Below are 21,875 nucleotides of genomic sequence, written 5' to 3' on the forward strand. Positions count from 1 at the left end.
CCCTGGTCAGGCGGCGGTGAGGTAAGCGGCCCAGCCGACGCCGGGCGACTGGCCGGGGCCGAGGGCGCGGAGCTTGGCGAGCACCTTGGGGTCCTGGACGTCCAGCCAGTCGGTGAACTGCCGGAAAGATACGAGGCGTACGTCCCTTTTGTCCGCCATGCCCTTGAGTGCTTCCTCGACGGCGTCCATGTAGATGCCGCCGTTCCACTCCTCGAAGTGGTTGCCGATGAACAGGGGCGCACGGTTGGTCTCGTAGGCCCGCCGGAAGCCGCCGAGATAGGTGGCGGTGGCCTGGGTGCGCCAGCCGGGGTAGTTGGCGGGCACGCCCCTGGTGGTGTTCTTCGACTGGTTGGCGAGGATGTTGTAGTCCATCGAGAGCACCTCGAAGGAGTGCCCGGGAAAGGGCAGGGACTGCAGCGGCAGGTCCCAGACGCCCGACCGCTTCACCGGCCAGACCTGCAGGCCGCCGGGCGAGCTGGAGTCGTAGCGCCAGCCCAGCTTCTGGGCGGTCGGCAGCAGGCCGTCCCGGCCGAGCAGGCACGGGGTGCGGGCGCCGGTCAGCTCCTTGCGGTAGTCGAAGGGCAGGGGTTCGAGGTCGGTGAAGCCGGTGTTCGTGCGCCAGTTGGTGACGAAGGAGACGGCCTGGTCGATCTCGCTCTGCCAGTCGTCCGGGCCCCACTTGCCGACCGAGCCGGAGCCGCCGCAGAAGTGGCCGTTGAAGTGGGTGCCTATCTCGTGCCCGTCGAGCCACGCCTGGCGGACGTATCCGAGGGTGGAACGGACGTTCTCGTCCTTGAGGTAGCCGATGTCGGAGGCGCCCACGGGGTTGTTCGGCGGCCGGTAGAGGTCCTTCTTCGACTCGGGCAGCAGGTAGAGGCCGGAGAGGAAGAAGGTCATGGCCGCGCCGTGGTCCTTGGCGAGCTTGAGGAAGCGGGGGAAGAGGCCGTTGCCGACCTCCCCCGCCCCGTCCCAGCTGAAGACGACGAACTGAGGCGGGGTCTCGCCCGGCTGGAGGGGCGCGGGCGCGGCCGGCTGGCCCGGCTGCGGTCCGGTGTCGGCGGTGGAGCCGTCACCGATGGGCCTGACCGCGGGCTTCTCCCCCGGTTTGGGGCTCTTGACCGGCCCGGGCCTGCCCAGTTCGGCCTTGCTCCCACCACCCAGGCCGCAGCCGGCGATCCCGGCCACGGCCGCGGCGGTGGCCGCGGCACCGAGGCCGAGCCCCAGCACTCCCCTTCGACTGAAGTCGCGCATGTCACCGTCCCGTCGTCAGAACCAAAGCTCACATTCCGTCATATAAACGGACAACTAGCCTGAGCTTGTGCGCTGACACGGTGATTCCCGCGCCTCTTGTATTTATTTAGGTAAAGCTGTAACAGATCGTCACAGATTGTGGATCAACACGAGCGGCTCACGGCTCACGGCTCACGCGCCGAAGGCCTTGGACTTCCCCTTCACCGGCTTCGCCCCGGCCAGCAGATGCACCGGCACCAGATCCCTGGCCGGCTCGCTGTAACCCACGGACACCAGCTGATCGGCCTGGAACGTGAAGGACGTCATCGAGGCGAGCGTGCACTGGCGGCGGCGCGGGTCGTGCCACAGCCGCCGCTTCTCCGCGAAGCTGCGCACGATCCAGATCGGCAGCTGGTGGCTGACCGCCACCGCCTCGTGGCCGCGGGCCGCGTCGCGCGCGGCCTCCAGCGCGCTCATCATCCGGACCACCTGCTCGACGTACGGCTCGCCCCAGGACGGCTTGAACGGGTTCGTCAGGTGCTTCCAGTTGCCGGGCTTGCGCAGAGCGCCGTCGCCGACGCCGAAGGTCTTGCCCTCGAAGACGTTCTCCGCCTCCAGCAGCCGCCGGTCCGTGGCCACGTCCAGACCGTGGATCTTGGCGATCGGCGCGGCCGTCTCCTGCGCCCGCTCCAGCGGGGAGGACACGACGTAGGTGACGTCCCGGTTCTCCAGGTGCTCGGCGACCCGGTCGGCCATCTGCCGGCCCAGGTCGGACAGGTGGTAGCCGTCCCGGCGCCCGTAGAGGACACCGTCCGGGTTGTGCACCTCCCCGTGGCGCACCAGGTGGACGACGGTGATCTCGCTGCTGCTCATGCGGTGGCCTCCGCGGCGGCCCGGGCGGCGGCCGGCAGGGCGGCCGCGATCCGCTCGACCGCCCGCTCGTCGTGGGCGGTGGACACGAACCAGGACTCGAAGGCGGACGGCGGCAGGTAGACGCCCTGCGCCAGCATCGAGTGGAAGAAACCGTTGAAGCGGAACGACTCCTGCTTCTTGGCGTCGTCGTAGTTGCGCACCTCGTCCTCGGTGAAGAAGACGGAGAACATGTTGGACGCGGTCTGCAGCCGGTGCGCCACGCCCTCCTTGGCGAGCGCCCCGGTGACCAGGCCCTGGATCTCCTTCGAGACCGCGTCGACCTTCTCGTACGCGGCCGCGTCCAGCAGGCGCAGCTGCGCGAGGCCCGCGGCGGTGGCGACCGGGTTACCGGAGAGCGTGCCCGCCTGGTAGACCGGTCCGGCCGGAGCCAGGTACCCCATGACGTCCGCGCGGCCGCCGAAGGCCGCCGCCGGGAAGCCGCCGCCCATGACCTTGCCGAAGGTCATCAGGTCCGGCTTCACCCCGTCGACGCCGTACCAGCCGGCGCGGCTCGTACGGAAGCCCGTCATGACCTCGTCGGAGATGTACAGGGCGCCGTTGTCGCGGCACAGGTCGGCGAGCCCCTGATTGAAGCCCTCGGCCGGGGTGACCACGCCCATGTTGCCGGGCGCGGCCTCGGTGATCACGCAGGCGATCTCGCCGGGGTGCGCGGCGAAGGCGGCCCGGACCGCGTCGAGGTCGTTGTAGGGCAGGACGATCGTGTCGCCGGCCTGCGCGCCCGTGACACCGGGCGTGTCCGGCAGCGCGAAGGTCGCCAGCCCGGAACCGGCGGCGGCCAGCAGCGCGTCCACGTGACCGTGGTAGCAACCGGCGAACTTCACGACCTTGGCCCGGCCGGTGAAGCCGCGCGCCAGCCGGATCGCCGACATCGTGGCCTCCGTCCCGGAGGACACGAGCCGCACCTGTTCGACGGGGGCGACGCGCGCGACGATCTCCTCGGCGAGCGCGACCTCGCCCTCACCGGGCGTGCCGAAGGAGGTGCCACGGGCGACGGCCGCCTGGACGGCCTCGATCACCTCGGGGTGGGAGTGGCCGAGGATCATCGGTCCCCACGAGCACACGAGGTCGACGTACTCCCGGCCGTCGGCGTCGGTGAGGTACGGACCGGTGCCGGACACCATGAACCGGGGCGTACCGCCCACGGCGCGGAAGGCGCGCACCGGAGAGTTCACGCCGCCGGGGGTCACGAGGGAGGCGCGCTCGAAGAGCGTCTGCGAAACTGGGGCTTCATACGGGTACGGGTAGCTCACACCAGCCATGGTCTCAGAGGCCGCGACAGACTTGCGGACGGGCGTTTCACCGCGCCGCCGCGGGGGAGGTCACTGCCATGATGATCAGGCTGCGTGGCGGGGGTCACGGGGCCGGGGCAAGCAATACCAGTCGGGTGGAGATATGCAACGCGGTGGTGGACCGGGCGAGGGTACGGACGGCCTCGACCCCCAGCGCGCCCGCGAAGCCCGCGAAGCCCGCCGCCGCGGCAAGCACCGCCGCCGCTCCACAGAGGTGCCGGACGCGATCCCGGGACCCACGGAAGCGCCGGACGACCTGCCCAGGGGCCGCGGCATGGGAGTGACGTACAAGTACTTCGGCGCACCAGACGGCGCCACGGCGGCCCGGGTCCCGGTCACGATGCGGCCGGAGGAACTCGGCGGCGACGAACTGGGCATGGGCGGCCTGTTCACCAAGATCAAGCCGGAGACGGTGGCCGCGATGGTCCTGACCGGCATCGAGGGCATACCCCTCCACAAGGTGCCCCCGCTGGAACTGGTCGTCCTCCACCCCGACTACGCGGTCGTCAAGCTCCCGATGACGGTGGTCGACCCGCTGCGCGGCATCGGCGAGGAATCGGTGGGCGCGGCCGCGTTCATCTGGTCCACGGTCCCGGACCGCGGCGGCCCGCGCGACGCGTTCAACGTCTACCAGCTGCTCCACGAATGGCAGGACTTCTCGCACCGCCTCCACGAGAACGGGCACCAGGCGTACTGCCTGGTCTGGCCCTGACCTGGTCTTTCGTTCACCGTGGGCGGCCCTTCGCGCGGGCCGTCCCCGTCCCGCCATGCCCGGGAGTCGCCCGTCGGGCGGCCGGGGCACATCGAAGACACACGGGGCACACGGGGCACACGAGGGCAGACGAGGGCACACGGTCGAGGAACGCGCGTCCGGGCATATCCGGACACCCCGACAACACGGCGGGCGCACGGCGGCGCAGCCGTCGCCGTGCGCCCGCCGGGGATTGCCGGCAGCCCCGTGGCTAGACCTTCGGGTCGGGCTTCCAGTCCTGGACGAGGAGACCGAGCACCACCTCGTCGAGGAACTCGCCCAGCACCCAGGCCGAGGAGCGCAGGACGCCCTCGCGGACGAAGCCGTTGCGCTCGGCGGAGCGCAGCATCGCGGCGTTGTCAGAAAGCGTCTCGATCTGCAGCCGCTGCAGGCCGCGCACGACCAATCCGTAGTGGCACAGCGTCGCGACCGCGTCGGTGCCGTACCCCTTGCCGCGGGAGGACGGCAGCAGTCCCAGGCCGATGTGCGCGGACCGGTGGTGGTTGTCGATGCCCCACAGCGTCGCGGTGCCGACCAGCGTGCCGCCTTCCAGCTCCACCACGGAGAACGGGACGTGCCCCTGCGCCTTGTCGTCCACCACGAGCCGCGGATCCTTCGAGCCGGGCGTGATCGGCCGCCACGGCCCGGATTCGGCCCGTGAGGCGTTGACCACGTCGTCGTAGAGCTCGGCCCGCAGGATCGGGATGTCGTCCTCATGCCGGGCCCTGAGCCCGACCTTGCTGCCTCTAAGCATGCAGGCTTCCTATCCGACCGGAATCGGCGACGGCAACCAGATAAGGCCAACTGCCGTCGCTGAAGCGGGTTTTCGCCATCGCCCTGGGAGAGGGCGCGCCCAGGGCGCATGAGCCTGGGAGCCGATGGGCGGGCGGGAATCGACGGGAACCGACGGGAACCGGCGGGCAGGGCCTTCGCTGGTCAGCGCGGGCCCGGGCCGGTCACAGCACTAGACGCCCGCCCGGAGCGTCTCGGCCGGGAGGATCCGGGCGGCCGCCAGCGCCGGGTAGAGGCCGGCCGCCAGACCCACCACGAGCCCGACCAGGGGGCCCGCCGAGGTGAGCACGGGGTCGAGGACCACCAGCCAGTCCTTCGCCAGACAGGTCACGGCGGTGATCTGGATGCCGAGCACCGTGCCGACGGCGCCGCCCGCCAGTCCGACCAGCCCGCTCTCGATGCAGAACTGCCCGGCGACCGCCCGGCGGGAGGCGCCCAGCGCCCGCCGCAGGCCGATCTCGGACCGCCGCTCCAGCACGGACACGTAGGCCGTGTTGCTGACACCGAGCGCACCGACACCCAGGGAGACGGCGGCGAGGCCCAGGAACAGGGCCCGGGTCTGCGATTCGACGCCCTGGCGCAAGGTCCGGGGATCCGGCGGGACCAGCGCGACGAGCTTGTCCGGAGCGCCCGGGGCCAGCGCGAAGGGAGCCTCGGCGCCCACCTGGTCGGCTGCGCCCATGTCCGTACGGATGATCATCTCCGCCGGGGCGAAGCCCAGCTGCGCCGGATCCTGCAGGGCGGCCCAGTACGGGACGACCACCGAGCCGGTGAGACGCGTGTCGCCGGTGGGGGCGCGGAAGACGCCGAGCACGGTGAAGGCGACCCCGTTGACGTGGATCACCGAATTGCCGGCCCCGCCGTCGACGGTCAGCCGGTTCGCGGCGGCCGTGTCGATCACGGCCACCCGCTCCCGCCGCGCCTCGTGGCCGGTGTCGAACCAGCGGCCCTGCGTGAGCTCGGCCGACATGGCGAGCAGCGCCTCGGGCTGCGCGGCCATCAGCGTGCTCTCGGGCAGGTCGTTCTCCCCGCCGCCGGACAACCGCGAGACGACGGGCTGTTCGCCGGCCTTGCTGACCAGACCGGCGGTGCGGACGCCGTTGAGGCCGCGGACCCGCTCGGTGTCGGCGCCCTGGGGGCGCGGCCGTACCCCGGCGACGGCCTCCGAGGGGTACTTGACCGTCACCTGGGTGGCCTTCAGGGCGTCGAACTGGTCGGACACGGCGCCGGCCGCACTGGCGGTGATGCCGAGCGTGGCGAGCGCGGCGGCCAGCCCGACGGAGATGCCCACCATGGTGAGCAGGGTGCGGAACCGGCGGCCGAACAGCGCGAGGAACGCCTGGACGAGCAGATCCGCCGCGGACGTACGGGGGTTACGAGACACGGCCGTCCACCACCTTGAAGACCCGGTCGGCCCGGGCGGCGACGTCGGGGTCGTGCGTGACGACGACGACGGCCCGGTCCTGTGCGACCAGTCCGGCCAGCAGGTCCATGACGCGGGCCGAGTTGGCGGTGTCCAGGTTGCCGGTCGGCTCGTCGCACAGCACGACCGCGGGCCGGTGGACGATGGCCCGCGCGACCGCGACCCGTTGCCGCTCCCCGCCGGAGAGCGTGGTGGGCTTGACGTCGAGCCGGTGCCCGAGGCCCACGGACTCCAGCGCCCGTACGGCCTGCGGCCTCCGCTGCGCGCGGGGCACGCCGAGGTGGACGAGGGGCAGGGCCACGTTCTGTACGCAGGTCAGGTGCGGGACGAGGTGGAAGGCCTGGAAGACGAAGCCGAGCGTCGAGGCCCGCAGGGCGGTGCGGGCGCGTTCTGACAGGACGGTGGTGTCCTTGCCCTGCAGCAGGTACCGGCCGCGCGTGGGGGCGTCGAGCAGTCCTAGCACGCTCAGCAGCGTGGACTTCCCGGAGCCGGAGGGGCCGACGACGGCCGCGAGCCGGCCGGGCAGGATGTCGAGCGTGACGTCGGCCAGCGCGTGCACGGGCGGCGGTCCCGGGTACGTCTTGGCGATGCCGGCCATCTCTATGACGGGTGCGGCTACGGGTACGGGTGGGCGCAGGGGCACGAAAGCGGGGCCGGGGCCGGAGCCGGAGCCCCGGCCAGGACCAGGGCCGGGGCCGGAATCAGGGGCAGGGCCGGATTCAGTCATCGGTGCCCCCCGTGGCGCTGCCCGCCGGCTTTCCGCGTCGGACGAGGGCGACCGTCTGCCCTGCGCTGAGGTTCGCGTCGAGCGCGTGGACCGCGGTGAGGCCGTCGTGCGTGAACAGCACCTCGACGGGGATGTTCCGCTCCTTGCCGCCCTCGGTGACGGTGACGGTGGACGCGCCGCCGAGGTCGGTCCAGACGGCGGACACCGGAACGGTCAGCGAACCCTTGGGGCTGCGGCGGATCTCGACGGTGATCTGCTGGGCGGCACCCTCCTTGGCCTCGGATCCGGTGGGGACGAACAGGGCGTCGTGCTGGCCCGAGGCACCCGCGCCCGCGCCCGCGCCTGCCCCTGCGCCCGCCGTGCCGGCCGTACCCGCCGTACCCGCCGTGCCCGCGCCGTCCTGGCCTCCGCCCTTCCCGCTCCCCTGCTGCTGCTCACCGTTCTTGCCGTCGGAGGCGCTGTCGAGGGCGCCGAGGGAGCCGGCCCGGCCCTCGTAGGGACCGCTGCCGAAGCGGATGACCGCGTCGTCCGGCAGATCGCGCAGCCGCGAGCGCTGGTCGGCGGTGAGGGTGGCCCGTACCTGGCGGCCGCCGCTGCCGAGGACGACGAGCGGTTTGTCGGCCGCGTCGCCGACCGCGGCGGTGACCTGCACCACCGCGGCCGGAAGGGCGCTGACGTACGCCACTTCCGCGGCCGGCAGGAGTTCGCCGGGCTTGGCGGCGGCGGGACCGGCTGCCGGCGGGTTCGCGGCGGGCGGGGTGGCGGAACCGGCCGGGCTGCGGGCGGGCGGCGCGCTCGCGCCCTTGCCGCCGGGGGCTTCGCCCGTACCGCCGTCGGTCTCCGCGCCGCCGCGGGCGGACGTGCCCGCCCCGGCGGACGTACCGGCCGGGGAGGCACCGCCCGCACCGCCGCCCTGCGCGACGGGCGCCTCGTGCCCGGCGTCGGCGTACAGCTTGCGCACCGCTTCGGCGGTGGACGGGCCGTACGTACCGTTCACGGCGGTTCCGTACAGCGGCTGCAGCGCGCGCTGCAGCTGCCGTACGTCCGGTCCCTTGTCGCCCGCCTTCAGGTCCCGGTACGCGGGGAAGCGTCCCGGGAGCAGGAGGACCGGCCTGCCCGACACCTCGGCGACCACCGCACCGGCCTTCAGGCTCTTGCCGACGGTCGCGGGCAGCGCCGTCACGACCGCGCGGCTGGTGCCCTGCGGCTGGGCGCCGGTGATGGTCGTCCGGGAGGCCGTCTCGACCTTCCCGGCCAGTTCCATCTTCTCGACGAGCTGCTGGTCGGTGACCTTCCCCGTGATCTGGGACGGCGGAGGCGCCGCGGCGTTCGAAGCACGCTGCTCCGGCGTTCTGGCCTGGGAGGCGATCCACCAGACGGAACCGGAGCTCCCGAGAAGCACGGCGCCGACTACGGCTGTGACGAGGCCCCGCCTGGACCTCGGCCGGGCCCGGTCGCCGGACGGCGTGACCACCTGGGACTCTTCGGGGTGTTCAAGGCTCATGGCAGTGTTACGACGTCTCTCGCAGTAGTTCCTGGGCCTTGCCCTTGGCCTTGGTGACGAGTTCCAGCCACGCGGTGATTTCCGCTTCGTGCTTTACCAGCGAGGCGGCGGAAGCCTTGCTCTTGGCGTCCCGCGCCTTTGTATTGAGGCCGGCCTTCACTCCGCAGTCGGCGTCCGCGGTCGCCTGTTTGATCTCGGCACGCTGGGCATTGTCGAGCGCCGCACTGTCACCACCGGGAATGTTCGCGTAGTAGGCCAGTGCAGCTTCCCTGGCCTTCTCCGGAGTCGAAACCTCCGTATATCCCGCGGACTTCAGACAGGAGGCCCACTCGGCCAGGGCCTTCTGATAGCCGTCGTCATCGGCGAGGATATGCGCGCTGTTCTGCTTGACCGTGTTGTAGACCGTCCAGTTGAGCCGCAGGTATTCCTTCACGTCCCCGTAGACGGCCTTGAGGGTCTCGCCGCGGCAGCCCTTCGACGGCACCATGACCTTGCCGCCACCGAAGTCGAACTCGACACCGCCCTCGGGCCTGTCGACGTACCCGTCCATGGCCATGCTGTGGGCCCGCTTGACGTCCTCGGGCAGCGCGTCGAAGTCGTCGGCGCTCTCCTGGGCCTTCTGGTTGCCCGACCGGCGCGGGTCCGCCCCGTAGCCCACGGTGCGCGCGGTCTCGGGCAGCGGGGCGAGGTCCTCGCTCCGCTTCTTGCCGCCGGTGCCCGTGCCGTCACCGCTGCCGGTGCCGGTGCCGGTGCCGGTGCCGGTGCCGGTGCCTTCGGTCGGAAAGACCTTGAAGCCCTTGTCGTTCATGCACTTGCGGATCAGCTTGGACTCGGCGTCACGCTCCTGCTCCAGAGCCGCGTTGGCGCTGTCGAGCGCGGTCTGTGCCCTGCGAGCCGTCTCCATGTCCTTGGGTGCCGCCTCCGAACAGCCGGAGACGGAGCCGAGTAACACCATCGTCGCGACCGCCGTCACGGTCACCGTCGTCGTACCCCGGGCGCGCTTGTTCAATGTCGGTGTCCCTTGAGTGTGCGGCTGGGCCGTCCCCGCATCGCGTCGCGGGGGCGGCCCAGCCTTTCAGGCGGTGATCAGCAGCCGGAGCCGTCGTTCAGGGTGTTGCTCGCCCCGTCGTCGTTGGCGTCCCAGTAGTAGTTCACGGAACCACCGGGGACGAGGCAGACCTCCACGCCCCACGACATCCAGCGGCCGCCGTAGGTCTTGGACGACTGTCCGCGCCGGTTCCACCAGGAGCTGTCGGCCTCGTACACGGACGGCATGTCGATGTCCCAGCGGGCGGACTCGTACTTCGTCCGGTACATGGAGTTGGACTGGGAGAAGTCCCGGTCCTTGTAGATGCAGAAGTTGCCGTCGTAGCACGTCCGGTCAACGGCCGCGGCGGACGGCGCTGCGGCGACGACGCCCACGACGGCCGCCATCGCGATGAATCCCGCAGAAATCTTCTTGATCACTTACGGATCCCCCTCAGTCGATTCTGACTTGATTCAGTGAGAGGGCAGGGCAGCCGAAGCCCTCCCCCCCGGTCGGCTGCCGATCACGATAGGCCAGATTGCGCGACGAAAAAAGTAAATTCCCTTTACAGCAAGGCCAGTTGATGATCACAATTGATCCGCTTGTCCGCGCATTACAAGAACATTTCGCAAGGAATCGCCAGGTCAGCCTCGCGCGGCGGGACGGTACGACTCCATGGCGATGGCGTCCGGATCCTCGCAGCCGAGTTGGAGCCCTGCCGGGCCCTCGACGACGCCCGGGTGCGCGATGCCCCGCTCGTCCAGCCGGGACTCCCGGGCCTCGGGCGCGGCACGGTCCGCGGCCCGTGGAACGCGCGGTGGTCCCGTCCGATCCGATCCGATCCGGGCCGGGCCGGGCCGGGCCGGGCCGAAGACGTCCGCGCCGTTCGTCGCCGTATGCCCGCGGGAGCCGCGGCCGACGGCCGACGGCCGACGAGGATGCGGCACCGGACGCGCGGGCCGCGCCCTCCGGGCGCCCGGCGCCGCTTTCGAAACACGCCGTAGCGCTGGGACCGGCACGGTCCACCGGCCCGTTCCGGCAGCGCCCCCGCCCGACACCGACCACCGCCCGGCCACACAACCGGCCCGACACCGACCCCCGCCCGGCCCCGCAGTCGCCACGGACGCGTCGCGGACGCGTCACGCGGTCAGGACGATCCGCCCGCGCGTCCCCGGAGTCGCCAGGTGGGCGTGGGCCTTCGGGGCGTCCGCCAGCGGGAAGGTGTCCGCCACCCGGAGGGTCAGCTCGCCCGCGTCGACCAGGGACACCAGCCGGGCAAGGTGCTCCCCGTCCGCGGCGACCTCCTGCTCCGCCACCCGGATACCGCGCTCGGGGGCGGGCGCGGCGCCGGGGATCAGGCCGACGTAGACCCCGCCGTCGCGGACGAAGGCCAGCGCGGGCTCCCCCAGGACGGCCGTGTCCAGGACCCCGTCCACCGGCCCGGCCGGAGCCTCGCCGCGCGGTACGAAGGCGGCCGCGCCCAGGGACCGTACGAGCTCCTCGTCCTCCGCACCCGCCAGGGCCGTCACCACGAGCCCGGCCTTCGCGGCGAGCTGGACCGCGATGCCGCCGACCACGCCCGCCGCTCCGGTGACGAGTACCGAGGACCCGGGGGCGAGTCCCAGCAGGTCCACCGCACGTGCGGCGGTGAGCCCGCTCAGCGGGAGCGCCGCCGCGGCCACGACATCCACGGTGACCGGCGCGGCCGCCACGGCGGAGGCGTCGAGGACCGCGTACTCCGCGTGCGTGCCCAGCGGCTTGACCGGCCCGTAGTGCAGCCCCACGACCCGGTCGCCGCTGCTCCGGCCGGTCACGTCCGCGCCGACCTCGGCTATCTCGCCGGCCACGTCCCAGCCGAGCCCGAGCCGCTGCCCGGCGCCGCCGAAGACGCCCGCGCGGACCGCGCCGTCCACCGGGTTGATCCCGGCGGCCCGCACCCGGATCAGGACCTGACCCGCGGCCGGGCGCGGCACGGGCACCTCGGCCAGCTCGACCCGCTCGGGTCCGCCGAACTCGTTCACCACTGCCGCCAGCATCGTCTTCTGCTCGCTCATGTCGTCTTCTCCCGTTCGGTGCGTTCGTCAGCTCGCTCGCTCGTTCACTCGTTCGCGATGAGCACTAACTTAGGGAGAGGTACTCTCTTTTCGTAAGTACGCACTTCGAGGTGCGTACCCGACCCGGAAGTGGGGCACCCATGGCCACCCGCACTGCCGCAAGCCGCCGCGAAGACGCCCGTCACGCCTACGACGCCTTCCTCAAGGAGTGCCCCACCAGCCAGCTCCTGGCCCGGATCAGCGACAAGTGGGTCGGCCTCATCGTCAGCGCCCTCGGCGAGGCAGAAGACCGCTCCATGCGCTACAGCGACCTCGGCCGCAAGATCCCCGGCGTCAGCCAGAAGATGCTCACCCAGACCCTCCGCTCCCTCGAACGCGACGGTCTGGTCACCCGCACCGTCACCCCCACCGTCCCCGTACGCGTCGACTACCGGCTCACCGACCTCGGCAGCAGCCTCGGCTGCCTCCTCTCCTCCGTGAAGCTATGGGCCGAAAACCACTTCGACGAGGTCAGCGCCCACCGCGACGGCTACGACCACGCCGCCGCGACCTCCTAAAACCAGCCGCGTCCAGCCCCCTGTCAGTGGCATGCTGACAGGGTGAACGGACCCGGCATTCAGCTCACCCTCGCCCCCGAACTGCGCCTGTTCGCCGCGCCCAGCCGGCGCGCCGAACGCGTACCGACCACGACCGACGGCGCCTCCAGCCTCGGCCACGTCGTCGAATCGGCCGGCGTCCCGCTCACCGAGGTCGGCCGCCTGCTCGTCGACGGCCGCGAGGTACCCGTCTCGTACGTGCCCCAAGACGGCCAGTCCGTCGAGGTGTTCGGCGTCGACCGGCCCCAGCAGGTCCCCGGCGCCCCGCTCCGCTTCCTCCTCGACGTACACCTCGGCACCCTCGCCCGCCGCCTGCGCCTGCTCGGCGTCGACGCCGCCTACGAGAACGAGGACATCGGCGACCCCGCACTCGCCACCCGGTCCGCCGCCGAACAGCGCGTACTGCTCTCCCGCGACCGCGGACTGCTGCGCCGCCGCGAGCTCTTCGCCGGCGCCTACGTCTACAGCGACAACCCCGACGAGCAACTGCGCGACGTCCTCGGCCGGTTCGCGCCCACCCTCGCGCCGTGGACCCGCTGCACCGCCTGCAACGGCCCGCTCCACGAAGCCGACAAGGACAGCGTGGGAGACCGACTGGAACACGGCACGCACCGCTCCTACGACGTCTTCGCGCAGTGCACCGACTGCGAGCGCGTCTACTGGCGCGGCGCCCACCACGCCCGCCTGGAGCGGATCGTCCACGAGGCGCTCGCCGAGTTCGGCACCGCCGACTCCAGCACAGCCTGACGCCCGCCGCCCACCGGCTGACGCCTGACCCACCTGCGCGCGCCGGCCGGCGCTTGGCGCACCCGCGTCCGCCGGCCGCCTCACCCGCGCCCGCCGCCCGCCGCCCGCCTCACCCGTGCCAGAACCGGCGCCTGGCGTCCGGCCCCGGCGGTCCCCGGCTGGCAGACTGCCGAGGTATGACCTTCGCCAAGGACGCAGAGGGCAAAGAGAACGCGACGGGCACCGAGGACATCGTCGACGTCGTCGTGGTCGGCGCCGGCCCCACCGGACTGCTCCTCGCCGGGGACCTGGCCGCCGCCGGACTCTCCGTCACCCTCATCGAACGCCGACCCCGCACCGCCGCCAACCTCACCCGCGCCTTCGCCGTGCACGCCCGCACCCTCGAACTGCTCGACGCCCGCGGACTAGCCGACGAACTCGTCTCCACCGGTCGGCGGATCGACCGCCTGCGTCCCTTCGGAGGCATGGCCCTCTCCCTTCAACGACTCAGCACCCGCTACCCGTTCGCGCTCATCACCCCTCAATATGAGACAGAGAAACTCCTGGAGCGTCGCGCGCTGTCCACAGGCGTCGACATCCGGTACGACTGTGAGCTCATCGGACTGCACCAGGACCGCGACACCGTCACCCTCGACGTGCGCTCCTCCCACGAAGCCCCCCACGGAGCTCCCGTCGGCGCCCCCGGCGACCCGACGGGCGACCCGGCGGGCGACCCGACCGCCGCCCCGCCCGACACCCCCCGCACCTCATCGCTCCACGCCCGCCACGCCGTCGGCGCCGACGGCGTCCGGTCCACCGTCCGCACCGCCCTCGGCCTGCCCTTCCCCGGCCAGGCAGTCGTCCGCTCCATGATCCTCGCCGACGTCCGGCTGACCGAGCCCCCCGAAGGGCTCCTCTCCGTCGACGGCAACGCCGACTCCTTCGCCTTCCTCGTCCCCTTCGGCGACGGCTGGTACCGCGTCATCGGCTGGCGCCGCGACAGCCGCGCCGGCGACACGGACCCCGTCGACCTCGACGAGCTGCGCGCCATCGCCCGCACCGCCCTCGGCACCGACCACGGCATGCACGACCCCCGCTGGATCTCCCGCTTCCACAGCGACGAACGCCAGGTGCCCCAGTACCGCTCCGGCCGCGTGTTCCTCGCCGGGGACGCCGCCCACGTCCACTCCCCCGCCGGCGGCCTCGGCATGAACACCGGCCTCCAGGACGCCGCCAACCTCTCCTGGAAACTCGCTGCCGCCCTCCACGGCCACACCCCCGACCCCGAAGGCCTCCTGGACAGCTACCACCGCGAACGCCACCCCGTCGGCCGCCTCGTCCTGCGCATCAGCGGCGCCCTCGTCCGCGCCGTCACGGCCTCCGGCCCCGTCCGCCGCACCGCCCGCAGCCTCGGCGCCGCCCTCCTCCCCCGCATCGGCCCCGCCCGGGACCGCGCCCTCGGCCTGGTCTCCGGCATCGGGATCGCCTACCCGCCCCCGCGCGGCGGCCGCCGCCCCGCCGGGCGCCGCGCCCCCGACCTCGCCCTCGCACCCGGCCCGCACGGACAGCGCCTGTACGAGGCCCTGCGCGCCGGGGGCTTCGTCCTCATCACCCCGCCCGGGCGGACCACCCCACCCGGCGCCCCCCTCACGCACCTCCACTGGCGCACGCAGCGGCGTAGCGCCTGCGTCCTCGTCCGGCCCGACGGGTACGTCGCCTGGAGCGCCCCCCGGCCCACCGACGCCGAGCTCACCGCGGCCGTGGCCGCCTGGCTCCTGCCCGCCGCCCGCAACGCCGGCTCCGACGCCGCGGGCGGTGGCCCCGCTCAGAAGGCGTAGGAGTCGCCCGTGTCCAGCGCCAGCACCACGTGCTCGTTGTTCTCCAGGTTCCGGTCCGTCGCACCGCCGTTCCACCACGTGTCGACCCGCACGACCACCTCCGGCACCGGCTCCCGCATGGCCAGCGCCAGCCCGATGTGCCGCCCCCGCCCGTGCAGCGGCAGCGGCCCCGTCTCGCACACCACCTCACGCAGCCCGGCCCGCGCACAGCCCGGCGCCAGCTCCTGCCGGTCCGCGAGCGCCGCCGACAGCCGCAACCGCACCGTCGCGTTCGGCAGCGCCGAAGGCCCCTCGTTCTGCGGGACCATCAGAATCCGCAAGTGCGCGTGGGCCAGGGAAACCCGGCCGTGGTACGCCACGTCGGCCTCCGGCCCGTCCTCCGCGGGGACCGGCGCCGCAAGGACCGGCCCCGCGGAGGCCGCCCCCGCGGGCAGACCACCGCCGAGCACCAGCAACCCGGCCAGCACCACACTCCGTACGGCAACACGGCGCATCGCCACCACCTCCACGCGCGGACGCTAGGCGCCGACCGCCCGCGCCGGTCGGACCATCACACGAATGAGGGCATGCCGTCCCGCCATTCGCCCGCCGCACCCCGCCCGCCGTCCCCGCACCGCCGCACTCCACCCCGCCGTCCCCACCCCACCGTCCCCACCCCACCCACACCGCCTGCCCCGCCTGCCCCGCCTGCCCCGCACGCCCCGCACGCTCCCGTACGTAGGCTTCCGGCCATGCTGATCGCCCGCTCCGCCGCCCTCTTCGCCCTGGCCGCCCTCCTGGAGATCGGCGGCGCCTGGCTCGTCTGGCAGGGCGTCCGCGACCACAGGGGCTGGGCCTGGATCGGCGCCGGAGTCATCGCCCTCGGCCTCTACGGCTTCGTCGCCACCCTCCAGCCCCAGGGCGACTTCGCCCGGGTCCTCGCCGCCTACGGCGGAGTGTTCGTCGCCGGATCCCTCGTCTGGGGCGTGGTCGCCGACGGCTACCGGCCCGACCGCTGGGACGTCATCGGCGCCCTCGTCTGCCTCGCCGGCATGGCCGTGATCATGTACGCCCCGCGCGGGCGCTGAGCCCCGGCCGCCCCACGGGCCCCGCCTATGCTGGCGGGGAATCGCCCGTACGAACGAACCAGGAGCCCCGCACATGAGCACGGCCACCAAGACCGCCGTAGTCACCGGAGCGAGCAGCGGCATCGGCGCCGCCACCGCCCGCCAGCTCGCCGCGGCCGGCTACCACGTCGTTCTCACCGCCCGCCGCAAGGACCGCATCGAGGCCCTCGCCGCCGAGCTCACCGCGGCCGGCCACTCCGCCGCCGCCCACGCCCTCGACGTCACCGACCGCGCCGCCGTCGACGCCTTCGCCGCCTCGCTGGAGCGCTACCCGTCGGTCGACGTCCTGGTCAACAACGCGGGCGGCGCCATCGGAGCCGAACCCGTCGCCACCGGCGACCCCGCCGACTGGCGCACGATGTACGAGGTCAACGTCATCGGCACCCTCAACGTCACCCAGGCCCTGCTCCCGGCCCTCACCGCCTCCGGCGACGGCACGGTGGTCGTCCTGTCCTCCACCGCCGGCCACTCCACGTACGAGGGCGGCGCCGGCTACGTGGCCGCCAAGAACGGCGCCCGCGTCCTCGCCGAGACCCTCCGCCTGGAGATCGTCGGCCAGCCCGTCCGCGTCATCGAGATCGCCCCCGGCATGGTCAAGACCGAGGAGTTCGCGACCACCCGCTTCCGCGGCGACACCGAGAAGGCCGCGAAGGTGTACGCGGGCGTCGCCCAGCCCCTCTCCGCCGACGACGTGGCCGACACCATCACCTGGGCGGTGACCCGTCCCAGCCACGTCAACATCGACCTCCTGGTGGTCCGCCCCCGCGCCCAGGCCTCGAACACGAAGGTCCACCGCGAGCTCTGACCCCCACGGGACGGGCCCGGCCCCTCCAGATGCGACATGCGGCACGAGGCGCAGCGGAACCGCCGCTCGACCGGGCGGGAGCAACGCGGAGGGGCCCGGACCATCACTGGCCCGGGCCCCTCCACTCCCCCGACAACCGCGCGCAGGCCTCAGCCCTTGACGCAGATGACCTGCTTGAGCTTGGCCACGACCTGCACGAGGTCCGTCTGCTGGTCGATGACCTGCTCGATCGACTTGTACGCGCCCGGGATCTCGTCCACCACCCCCGAGTCCTTGCGGCACTCCACGCCCTTGGTCTGCTCCGCCAGGTCGCGCGCCGAGAACTTCTTCTTCGCAGCCGTACGGCTCATCTTCCGGCCCGCGCCGTGCGAGGCCGAGTTGAAGGACTTCTCGTTGCCGAGGCCCTTCACGATGTACGAGCCCGTCCCCATGGAACCCGGGATGATCCCGTAGTCACCGCTGCCGGCGCGGATCGCGCCCTTGCGCGTGACCAGCAGGTCCATGCCGTCGTACCGCTCCTCCGCGACGTAGTTGTGGTGGCAGCTGATCTCACGATCGAAGGAGACCTTGGCCTTCCGGAACTCCTTGCGGACGACCTCCTTGAACAGGCTCATCATCGCCGCACGGTTGTACTTCGCGTACTCCTGCGCCCAGAAGAGGTCGTTGCGGTACGCCTCCATCTCGGGTGTGCCGGCAAGGAACACCGCCAGGTCCCGGTCGACGAGGTTCTGGTTGTGCCCGAGGCCCCGGGCCACGCCGATGTGGTGCGCGGCGAGCTCGTTGCCGATGTTCCGGGAACCCGAATGCAGCATCAGCCAGACCGAACCCGACTCATCGAGACAGAACTCGATGAAATGATTTCCGGATCCGAGCGTTCCGATCTGCTTCGTGGCGCGCTCCTGACGGAATTTGACCGCATCGGTGAGGTAGTCGAAGCGCTTCCAGAGGTCGTCGTACCCGTCCGCCGAGAAGCCGTACAGGCGCGACGGGTCCACGGCCTCCTTGTGCAGGCCCACGCCCACCGGAATCGCCTGCTCGATCTTCGACCGCAGCTTGGACAGGTCCCCCGGCAGGTCGTTGGCCGTCAGGGAGGTCTTCACCGCCGACATGCCGCAGCCGATGTCCACGCCCACCGCCGCCGGGCAGACCGCGTCCTTCATGGCGATCACCGAACCGACGGTGGCGCCCTTGCCGTAGTGGACGTCCGGCATGACGGCCAGGCCCTTGATCCATGGCAGGGTGGCGACGTTGCGCAGCTGCTGCATCGCGCCGTCCTCGACCGACGCCGGGTCGGTCCACATCCGGATCGGGACCTTCGCCCCGGGCACCTCTACATACGACATAAGGTCTCAATTCCCCGACAGCTACAGAAAAGTCTGAATACGCAAAAAGCCTCGCTCTTGATCCCAAATACGACAGGGGACCGGCGCCAGCACCAGCGTGTGCGATAGACATTGTGTCCATCCGCGCCCAAGTCGCGGCAACGCATTTTCCTGACCGTCGGGGGGCCCGCCGGTCGAAGGGAGCCATTGGACGTGCAGCGCAAGGCGGTACGGCGAACCCTGCCGGGCATCGCGATGCTCACCGCACTCGTCGTCGGCGCGGCCGGTCTGACCGGGTGCACGAGCGGGAGCGGGACCCGAAGCCCCAGCGACTCCAAGGCCGGCGGCAGCTCGGCCACGCCCGCCCAACCGGGGAAGTACCGCATCCTGCCCGCGCCCTGCAAGGCCGGGGCGGACAGCAAGCGCCTCAAGGCCATGCTCCCCGCCGCGGACTCCCTCACCCCCGAACAGCGCGACCAGCTCTACGCCGGAACCGCGGACGCCTCGTACGACGGCGACCGGCGCGTCGGTTGCCGCTGGACCGCGCAGACGCCCGAGGAGACCCGACTGCTGTCGGTCGGCTTCGAGCGCGTGGTCTCGTACGACCGGGCCGTCGCCAGCGACGACGACAAGGCGCGCCAGGTGTACGTGCGCCAGCTCACCGACGCCCACCTGCCGTTCCCCGGCCCGAGCCCGAGCCCCACGCCGACCGGGGCGCCCGCCGGAACGCCTGCCGGTGCGCCCGCCGGTACGCCCGCCGCTCCTCCGGCGGCCACCGCACCCGCCACCGCACCCGCCGGTACGCCCGCCGGTACGCCCGGCTCCGGATCGCCCTCGCCGGGCGGCAGCCCGTCCGCCCCGCCCGTCGAGCTCGGTTCCCGCGTGCTGGAGGGCCTCGGGAGCGAGGCGTTCATCGACGACAAGCTGAGCCCCGCCGGGGCCACCGCGGCACAGTCGCGCACCGTGCGGATTGTGTTCCGCACCTCGAACGTCATCGTCACGCTGGAGTACAGCGTGCAGCCCGCACTGCCCGGCACGGTCCCGTCGAGCGCCGAAACCCAGGACAAGGCGCGGCAGTTGGCGCAGGCTCTGGTCGAGCGCCTGGGCGAGTGAACGGGGCGCGCCGCAGCCCCGGGTGACGGCGCGCACAGCACACCGCCACCCGATCGGGCTACCGTTGCCCGGGTCCCGTGTCCACATCCGCGTCCGGATCCGCACCCGGATCCGCGTCCGAAGAAGCCCCACACACGCACTGAAGGAAACATGCACCGATCAGCCTCGCGCCTCACCCGTGTTCTCGCCTGCGCAGCCGTCCCGGTCATCCTCACCGTCGCCGGGTGCTCGTCCGACTCGGGCAAGGAGTCGGGCTCGGACGGCGGCAAGAAGCCCGGCTCCGCCTCGTCCTCCAAGCCCAGCGGCAAGCCTTCCGTGGCTCTGGAGAAGGCGGCGTTCGCCACGCTGCCCGATCCCTGCAAGGCCGTTCAGGGCGGGACGATAGACACGCTCGTCCCGGAGGCGAAGGACAAGAACGGTTCGGCGACCAAGTCGAACGACCTGGCCAGCCGCGCCAGCTGCTCCTGGAACGGCCTGGACGAGGACGGCCTGAAGGGCTCGCAGTACCGCTGGCTCTCGATCTCCTTCTTCCGCTACGACTCGCACGCCTCCCTCGGCAGCGCGAACAAGCGCGCCGAGGAGCAGTACAACAAGCAGGTCGAGCTGTCGAAGGCGTCCGAGGGCGCACAGAACGTGAAGGCGGAGGCCGCGGGCGGGATCGGCGACCAGGGGACGTCGGTCGCGTACAACGTGAAGAAGGACGTCGACTTCTTCAACACGACGATCGTGGCGCGCACGCAGAACGTGGTGATCACGCTCGACTACAACGGTGCGGCGTACGAGGGTGCCGGCGCTCCGGACCAGGCGAAGCTGCTCCAGGACGCGATCGCGGCGGCCAAGGAGGCCGTGGCCTCGGTCGACGCGGCCAACAAGCAGCAGCAGCCGGAGCAGCCGCAGTCCCAGCAGCCGCAGTCCCCGCAGCCCGCGCAGTAGCGGAACTTTCGGATATTCCACGAATTTCAGGAATTCCGGGAGTTTTTGGGAGCGGCAGGGCTGGCGGGGCACTGACGTGCGGTCGCCCGTACGCTGTGCCTGCCGCAGCTCGGTAAAGGCTGGGTAAGGTCTCAGTGCCCGGCATGCCATGGGCATGTGCTCGACAAGGGAGGGGAGCGCGGGTGGCCGCGATGGAGCTCACTCGTACGCACCGGATACTCATCGGCGTCGTGGTCGCCGGAGCCGTCGTGATCGCGGCGATAGGTTTCGCGGGCTCGTACTCCGCGGTGCGCGCGCTCGCCCTGCAGAAGGGCTTCGGTAACTTCTCGCTCGTCTTCCCGATCGGCATCGACGCGGGCATCTGCGTACTGCTCGCGCTGGACCTGCTGCTGACGTGGATCCGGATCCCCTTCCCGCTGCTGCGCCAGACGGCGTGGCTGCTGACGATCGCGACGATCGCCTTCAACGGCGCCGCGGCCTGGCCGGACCCGCTGGGCGTCGGCATGCACGCCGTCATCCCGATCCTGTTCGTGGTGACGGTGGAGGCGGCCCGGCACGCGGTGGGCCGCATCGCGGACATCACCGCGGACCGGCACATGGAGGGCGTGCGCATCACCCGGTGGCTGCTCTCGCCGATCCCGACGTTCAAGCTCTGGCGCCGGATGAAGCTGTGGGAGCTGCGCTCCTACGAGCAGGCCGTCGGCATGGAGCAGGACCGGCTGATCTACCAGGCCCGCCTGCAGGCGCGGTACGGGCGCTCCTGGCGGCGCAAGGCCCCGGTGGAGGCGCTGATGCCGCTGCGGCTGGCGCGGATCGGCGTGCCGCTGTCGCGGACGGCGCCTGAGGCGCTGGCCGTGACGGGCATCGAGCCGGCCGTCCTGCCGCCCCTGGAACAGCAGGTTCAGCCGGTTCAGCAGGTTCAGCCGCAGCAGCCGGGGCAGCAGCTTCCGGCGGCCACGGCCACGGCCTCGGCCGCGGCCCTGGAGGCCCCGGTTCCGGCCGCCCCCGCCGCCGGGCAGGCCCAGCCCCAGGTGGCCGCCCCGGCGGCCGCCACCCACGCCCCACCGGCCTTCGCCGTGGAGCCGACGGCCATGCCCGCCGCCCACAACAGCGCCTGGTTCGCCGCGCCGCTCGCCCCGCAGGCGGCGTACGAGGGCGGCTACAACCCCCAGTACGTCGAGGGCCTGGAGCCCACCCCGGTCATGCCCCCGACGGGCCCCGAAGACCAGCAGGAGCCGCAGCAGGAGCAGTTGCCGATCCCCGCTCCCCGCCAGGAGGGCCTCCCCGAGGACCCGGCCGCGGCCATCGACGAGGTGAAGTTCGCGGAGGCCGCGTACGAGGTCTTCCGGGCGTACATCGAGGAGAACGGCAAGGTCCCCAGCCCCGAGCAGGTCGACATATACCTCTCGGACCGGCACGGGATCGTGCACCCGCGCAGCTTCACCACGATCACCCGGCTGATGCCGGACCTCAAGCAGCGCTACCAGCGCGATCTGGAGAACGAGCACATCGCGTAGGACACACCCGCGCAGCCGGCACGCGGCCGGCACGCAGCCGGGCACGCAGGCCGACCGGCGGACACACAGGTACGCGGAAGGGCCCGCACCCCGAGGGGGAGGGCGGTCGCGGCCCGGCGCACCTCGATCCCCGGCACGTCCCCGACGAAGGCCTCGGCGAGCAGGGTGGCGGCCTCGTCGGGGTCGGTG

General features: G+C 72.2%; 22 protein-coding genes. 9 read left to right on the top strand and 13 right to left on the bottom strand.

The window, feature by feature from the left end; genetic code table 11:
* Positions 1 to 6: 6 nt before the first annotated feature.
* The 3 genes from ACFCZ1_RS32330 to hemL all read right to left on the bottom strand — a co-directional run bounded on the left by ACFCZ1_RS32330 (position 7) and on the right by hemL (position 3,422).
* Positions 7 to 1,251, bottom strand: a complete 1,245-nt coding sequence (locus ACFCZ1_RS32330) for a hypothetical protein (RefSeq protein ID WP_376681835.1) — start codon at positions 1,249 to 1,251, stop codon at positions 7 to 9.
* Between the two features lie 171 nt (positions 1,252 to 1,422).
* On the bottom strand, positions 1,423 to 2,103 hold the full coding sequence (locus tag ACFCZ1_RS32335) for a histidine phosphatase family protein (RefSeq protein ID WP_376681836.1): 681 nt from the start codon (positions 2,101 to 2,103) through the stop codon (positions 1,423 to 1,425).
* Positions 2,100 to 3,422, bottom strand: a complete 1,323-nt coding sequence (gene hemL / locus ACFCZ1_RS32340) for a glutamate-1-semialdehyde 2,1-aminomutase (protein ID WP_376681837.1) — start codon at positions 3,420 to 3,422, stop codon at positions 2,100 to 2,102. The genes ACFCZ1_RS32335 and hemL overlap by 4 nt, the downstream gene beginning before the upstream one ends.
* A 304-nt stretch (positions 3,423 to 3,726) precedes the next feature.
* Here hemL and ACFCZ1_RS32345 point away from each other — a divergent pair, with 304 nt between their 5' ends.
* On the top strand, positions 3,727 to 4,164 hold the full coding sequence (locus ACFCZ1_RS32345; protein ID WP_376681858.1) for a hypothetical protein: 438 nt from the start codon (positions 3,727 to 3,729) through the stop codon (positions 4,162 to 4,164).
* Positions 4,165 to 4,414: 250 nt separating this feature from the next.
* Here the strand turns inward: ACFCZ1_RS32345 and ACFCZ1_RS32350 are convergent, their stop codons facing one another.
* The 7 genes from ACFCZ1_RS32350 to ACFCZ1_RS32380 all read right to left on the bottom strand — a co-directional run bounded on the left by ACFCZ1_RS32350 (position 4,415) and on the right by ACFCZ1_RS32380 (position 11,712).
* On the bottom strand, positions 4,415 to 4,957 hold the full coding sequence (locus tag ACFCZ1_RS32350; protein WP_376681838.1) for a GNAT family N-acetyltransferase: 543 nt from the start codon (positions 4,955 to 4,957) through the stop codon (positions 4,415 to 4,417).
* 210 nt (positions 4,958 to 5,167) lie between these two features.
* A complete protein-coding gene (locus ACFCZ1_RS32355) occupies positions 5,168 to 6,379 on the bottom strand; it encodes an ABC transporter permease (protein ID WP_376681839.1) in 1,212 nt (403 codons plus the stop codon).
* Positions 6,369 to 7,016 carry an ABC transporter ATP-binding protein gene (locus ACFCZ1_RS32360; RefSeq protein WP_376681840.1) on the bottom strand — a complete coding sequence of 216 codons (648 nt, stop codon included), beginning with the start codon at positions 7,014 to 7,016 and terminating at the stop codon, positions 6,369 to 6,371. The genes ACFCZ1_RS32355 and ACFCZ1_RS32360 overlap by 11 nt, the downstream gene beginning before the upstream one ends.
* Positions 7,017 to 7,137: 121 nt before the next feature.
* Complete coding sequence (locus ACFCZ1_RS32365; protein ID WP_376681841.1) at positions 7,138 to 8,547, bottom strand: peptidoglycan-binding protein; 1,410 nt, start codon at positions 8,545 to 8,547, stop codon at positions 7,138 to 7,140.
* 109 nt (positions 8,548 to 8,656) lie between these two features.
* Positions 8,657 to 9,658 (bottom strand): hypothetical protein, encoded by a 1,002-nt coding sequence (locus ACFCZ1_RS32370; protein ID WP_376681842.1) that lies wholly within the window; start codon positions 9,656 to 9,658, stop codon positions 8,657 to 8,659.
* Positions 9,659 to 9,735: 77 nt separating this feature from the next.
* Complete coding sequence (locus ACFCZ1_RS32375) at positions 9,736 to 10,116, bottom strand: peptidase inhibitor family I36 protein (protein WP_376681843.1); 381 nt, start codon at positions 10,114 to 10,116, stop codon at positions 9,736 to 9,738.
* A gap of 699 nt (positions 10,117 to 10,815) precedes the next feature.
* Positions 10,816 to 11,712: an NADP-dependent oxidoreductase gene (locus ACFCZ1_RS32380; protein WP_376681859.1), complete on the bottom strand. Its 897-nt coding sequence runs from the start codon at positions 11,710 to 11,712 to the stop codon at positions 10,816 to 10,818.
* Positions 11,713 to 11,870: 158 nt separating this feature from the next.
* Here ACFCZ1_RS32380 and ACFCZ1_RS32385 point away from each other — a divergent pair, with 158 nt between their 5' ends.
* From ACFCZ1_RS32385 to ACFCZ1_RS32395, 3 genes are all read left to right on the top strand, one after another.
* Positions 11,871 to 12,287 (top strand): winged helix-turn-helix transcriptional regulator, encoded by a 417-nt coding sequence (locus ACFCZ1_RS32385; RefSeq protein ID WP_376681844.1) that lies wholly within the window; start codon positions 11,871 to 11,873, stop codon positions 12,285 to 12,287.
* A 42-nt stretch (positions 12,288 to 12,329) separates the two neighbouring features.
* Positions 12,330 to 13,073, top strand: a complete 744-nt coding sequence (locus ACFCZ1_RS32390) for a Mut7-C RNAse domain-containing protein (protein ID WP_376681845.1) — start codon at positions 12,330 to 12,332, stop codon at positions 13,071 to 13,073.
* A gap of 131 nt (positions 13,074 to 13,204) precedes the next feature.
* The gene (locus ACFCZ1_RS32395; RefSeq protein WP_376681860.1) at positions 13,205 to 14,890 is read left to right on the top strand and encodes an FAD-dependent oxidoreductase; all 1,686 of its coding nucleotides are present in this window, start codon (positions 13,205 to 13,207) and stop codon (positions 14,888 to 14,890) included.
* On the opposite strand, the gene ACFCZ1_RS32400 is transcribed toward ACFCZ1_RS32395, so the two are convergent.
* Positions 14,878 to 15,384 carry a hypothetical protein gene (locus ACFCZ1_RS32400; protein ID WP_376681846.1) on the bottom strand — a complete coding sequence of 169 codons (507 nt, stop codon included), beginning with the start codon at positions 15,382 to 15,384 and terminating at the stop codon, positions 14,878 to 14,880. The genes ACFCZ1_RS32395 and ACFCZ1_RS32400 overlap by 13 nt on opposite strands.
* A gap of 237 nt (positions 15,385 to 15,621) precedes the next feature.
* On the opposite strand from ACFCZ1_RS32400, the gene ACFCZ1_RS32405 reads away from it, so the two are divergent.
* Both ACFCZ1_RS32405 and ACFCZ1_RS32410 read left to right on the top strand, forming a co-directional pair.
* Positions 15,622 to 15,957, top strand: coding sequence for a YnfA family protein (locus ACFCZ1_RS32405; RefSeq protein WP_376681847.1), 336 nt, complete (start codon positions 15,622 to 15,624; stop codon positions 15,955 to 15,957).
* A gap of 73 nt (positions 15,958 to 16,030) precedes the next feature.
* Positions 16,031 to 16,801, top strand: a complete 771-nt coding sequence (locus tag ACFCZ1_RS32410; RefSeq protein ID WP_376681848.1) for an SDR family NAD(P)-dependent oxidoreductase — start codon at positions 16,031 to 16,033, stop codon at positions 16,799 to 16,801.
* A 149-nt stretch (positions 16,802 to 16,950) separates the two neighbouring features.
* On the opposite strand, the gene ACFCZ1_RS32415 is transcribed toward ACFCZ1_RS32410, so the two are convergent.
* Complete coding sequence (locus tag ACFCZ1_RS32415) at positions 16,951 to 18,144, bottom strand: RtcB family protein (protein ID WP_376681849.1); 1,194 nt, start codon at positions 18,142 to 18,144, stop codon at positions 16,951 to 16,953.
* 192 nt (positions 18,145 to 18,336) lie between these two features.
* Between ACFCZ1_RS32415 and ACFCZ1_RS32420 the strand changes: the two genes are divergently transcribed.
* From ACFCZ1_RS32420 to ACFCZ1_RS32430, 3 genes are all read left to right on the top strand, one after another.
* Positions 18,337 to 19,236, top strand: a complete 900-nt coding sequence (locus ACFCZ1_RS32420; RefSeq protein WP_376681850.1) for a DUF3558 domain-containing protein — start codon at positions 18,337 to 18,339, stop codon at positions 19,234 to 19,236.
* A 150-nt stretch (positions 19,237 to 19,386) separates the two neighbouring features.
* A complete protein-coding gene (locus ACFCZ1_RS32425; protein WP_376681851.1) occupies positions 19,387 to 20,169 on the top strand; it encodes a DUF3558 family protein in 783 nt (260 codons plus the stop codon).
* 191 nt (positions 20,170 to 20,360) lie between these two features.
* Positions 20,361 to 21,686 carry a DUF2637 domain-containing protein gene (locus ACFCZ1_RS32430; protein WP_376681852.1) on the top strand — a complete coding sequence of 442 codons (1,326 nt, stop codon included), beginning with the start codon at positions 20,361 to 20,363 and terminating at the stop codon, positions 21,684 to 21,686.
* Here the strand turns inward: ACFCZ1_RS32430 and ACFCZ1_RS32435 are convergent.
* Positions 21,650 to 21,875: hypothetical protein (locus ACFCZ1_RS32435; RefSeq protein WP_376681853.1), on the bottom strand; the 226-nt coding region annotated here is incomplete at its 5' end. The genes ACFCZ1_RS32430 and ACFCZ1_RS32435 overlap by 37 nt on opposite strands.

Source organism: Streptomyces sp. NPDC056224 (assembly GCF_042267665.1).
Taxonomy (GTDB): Bacteria; Actinomycetota; Actinomycetes; order Streptomycetales; family Streptomycetaceae; genus Streptomyces.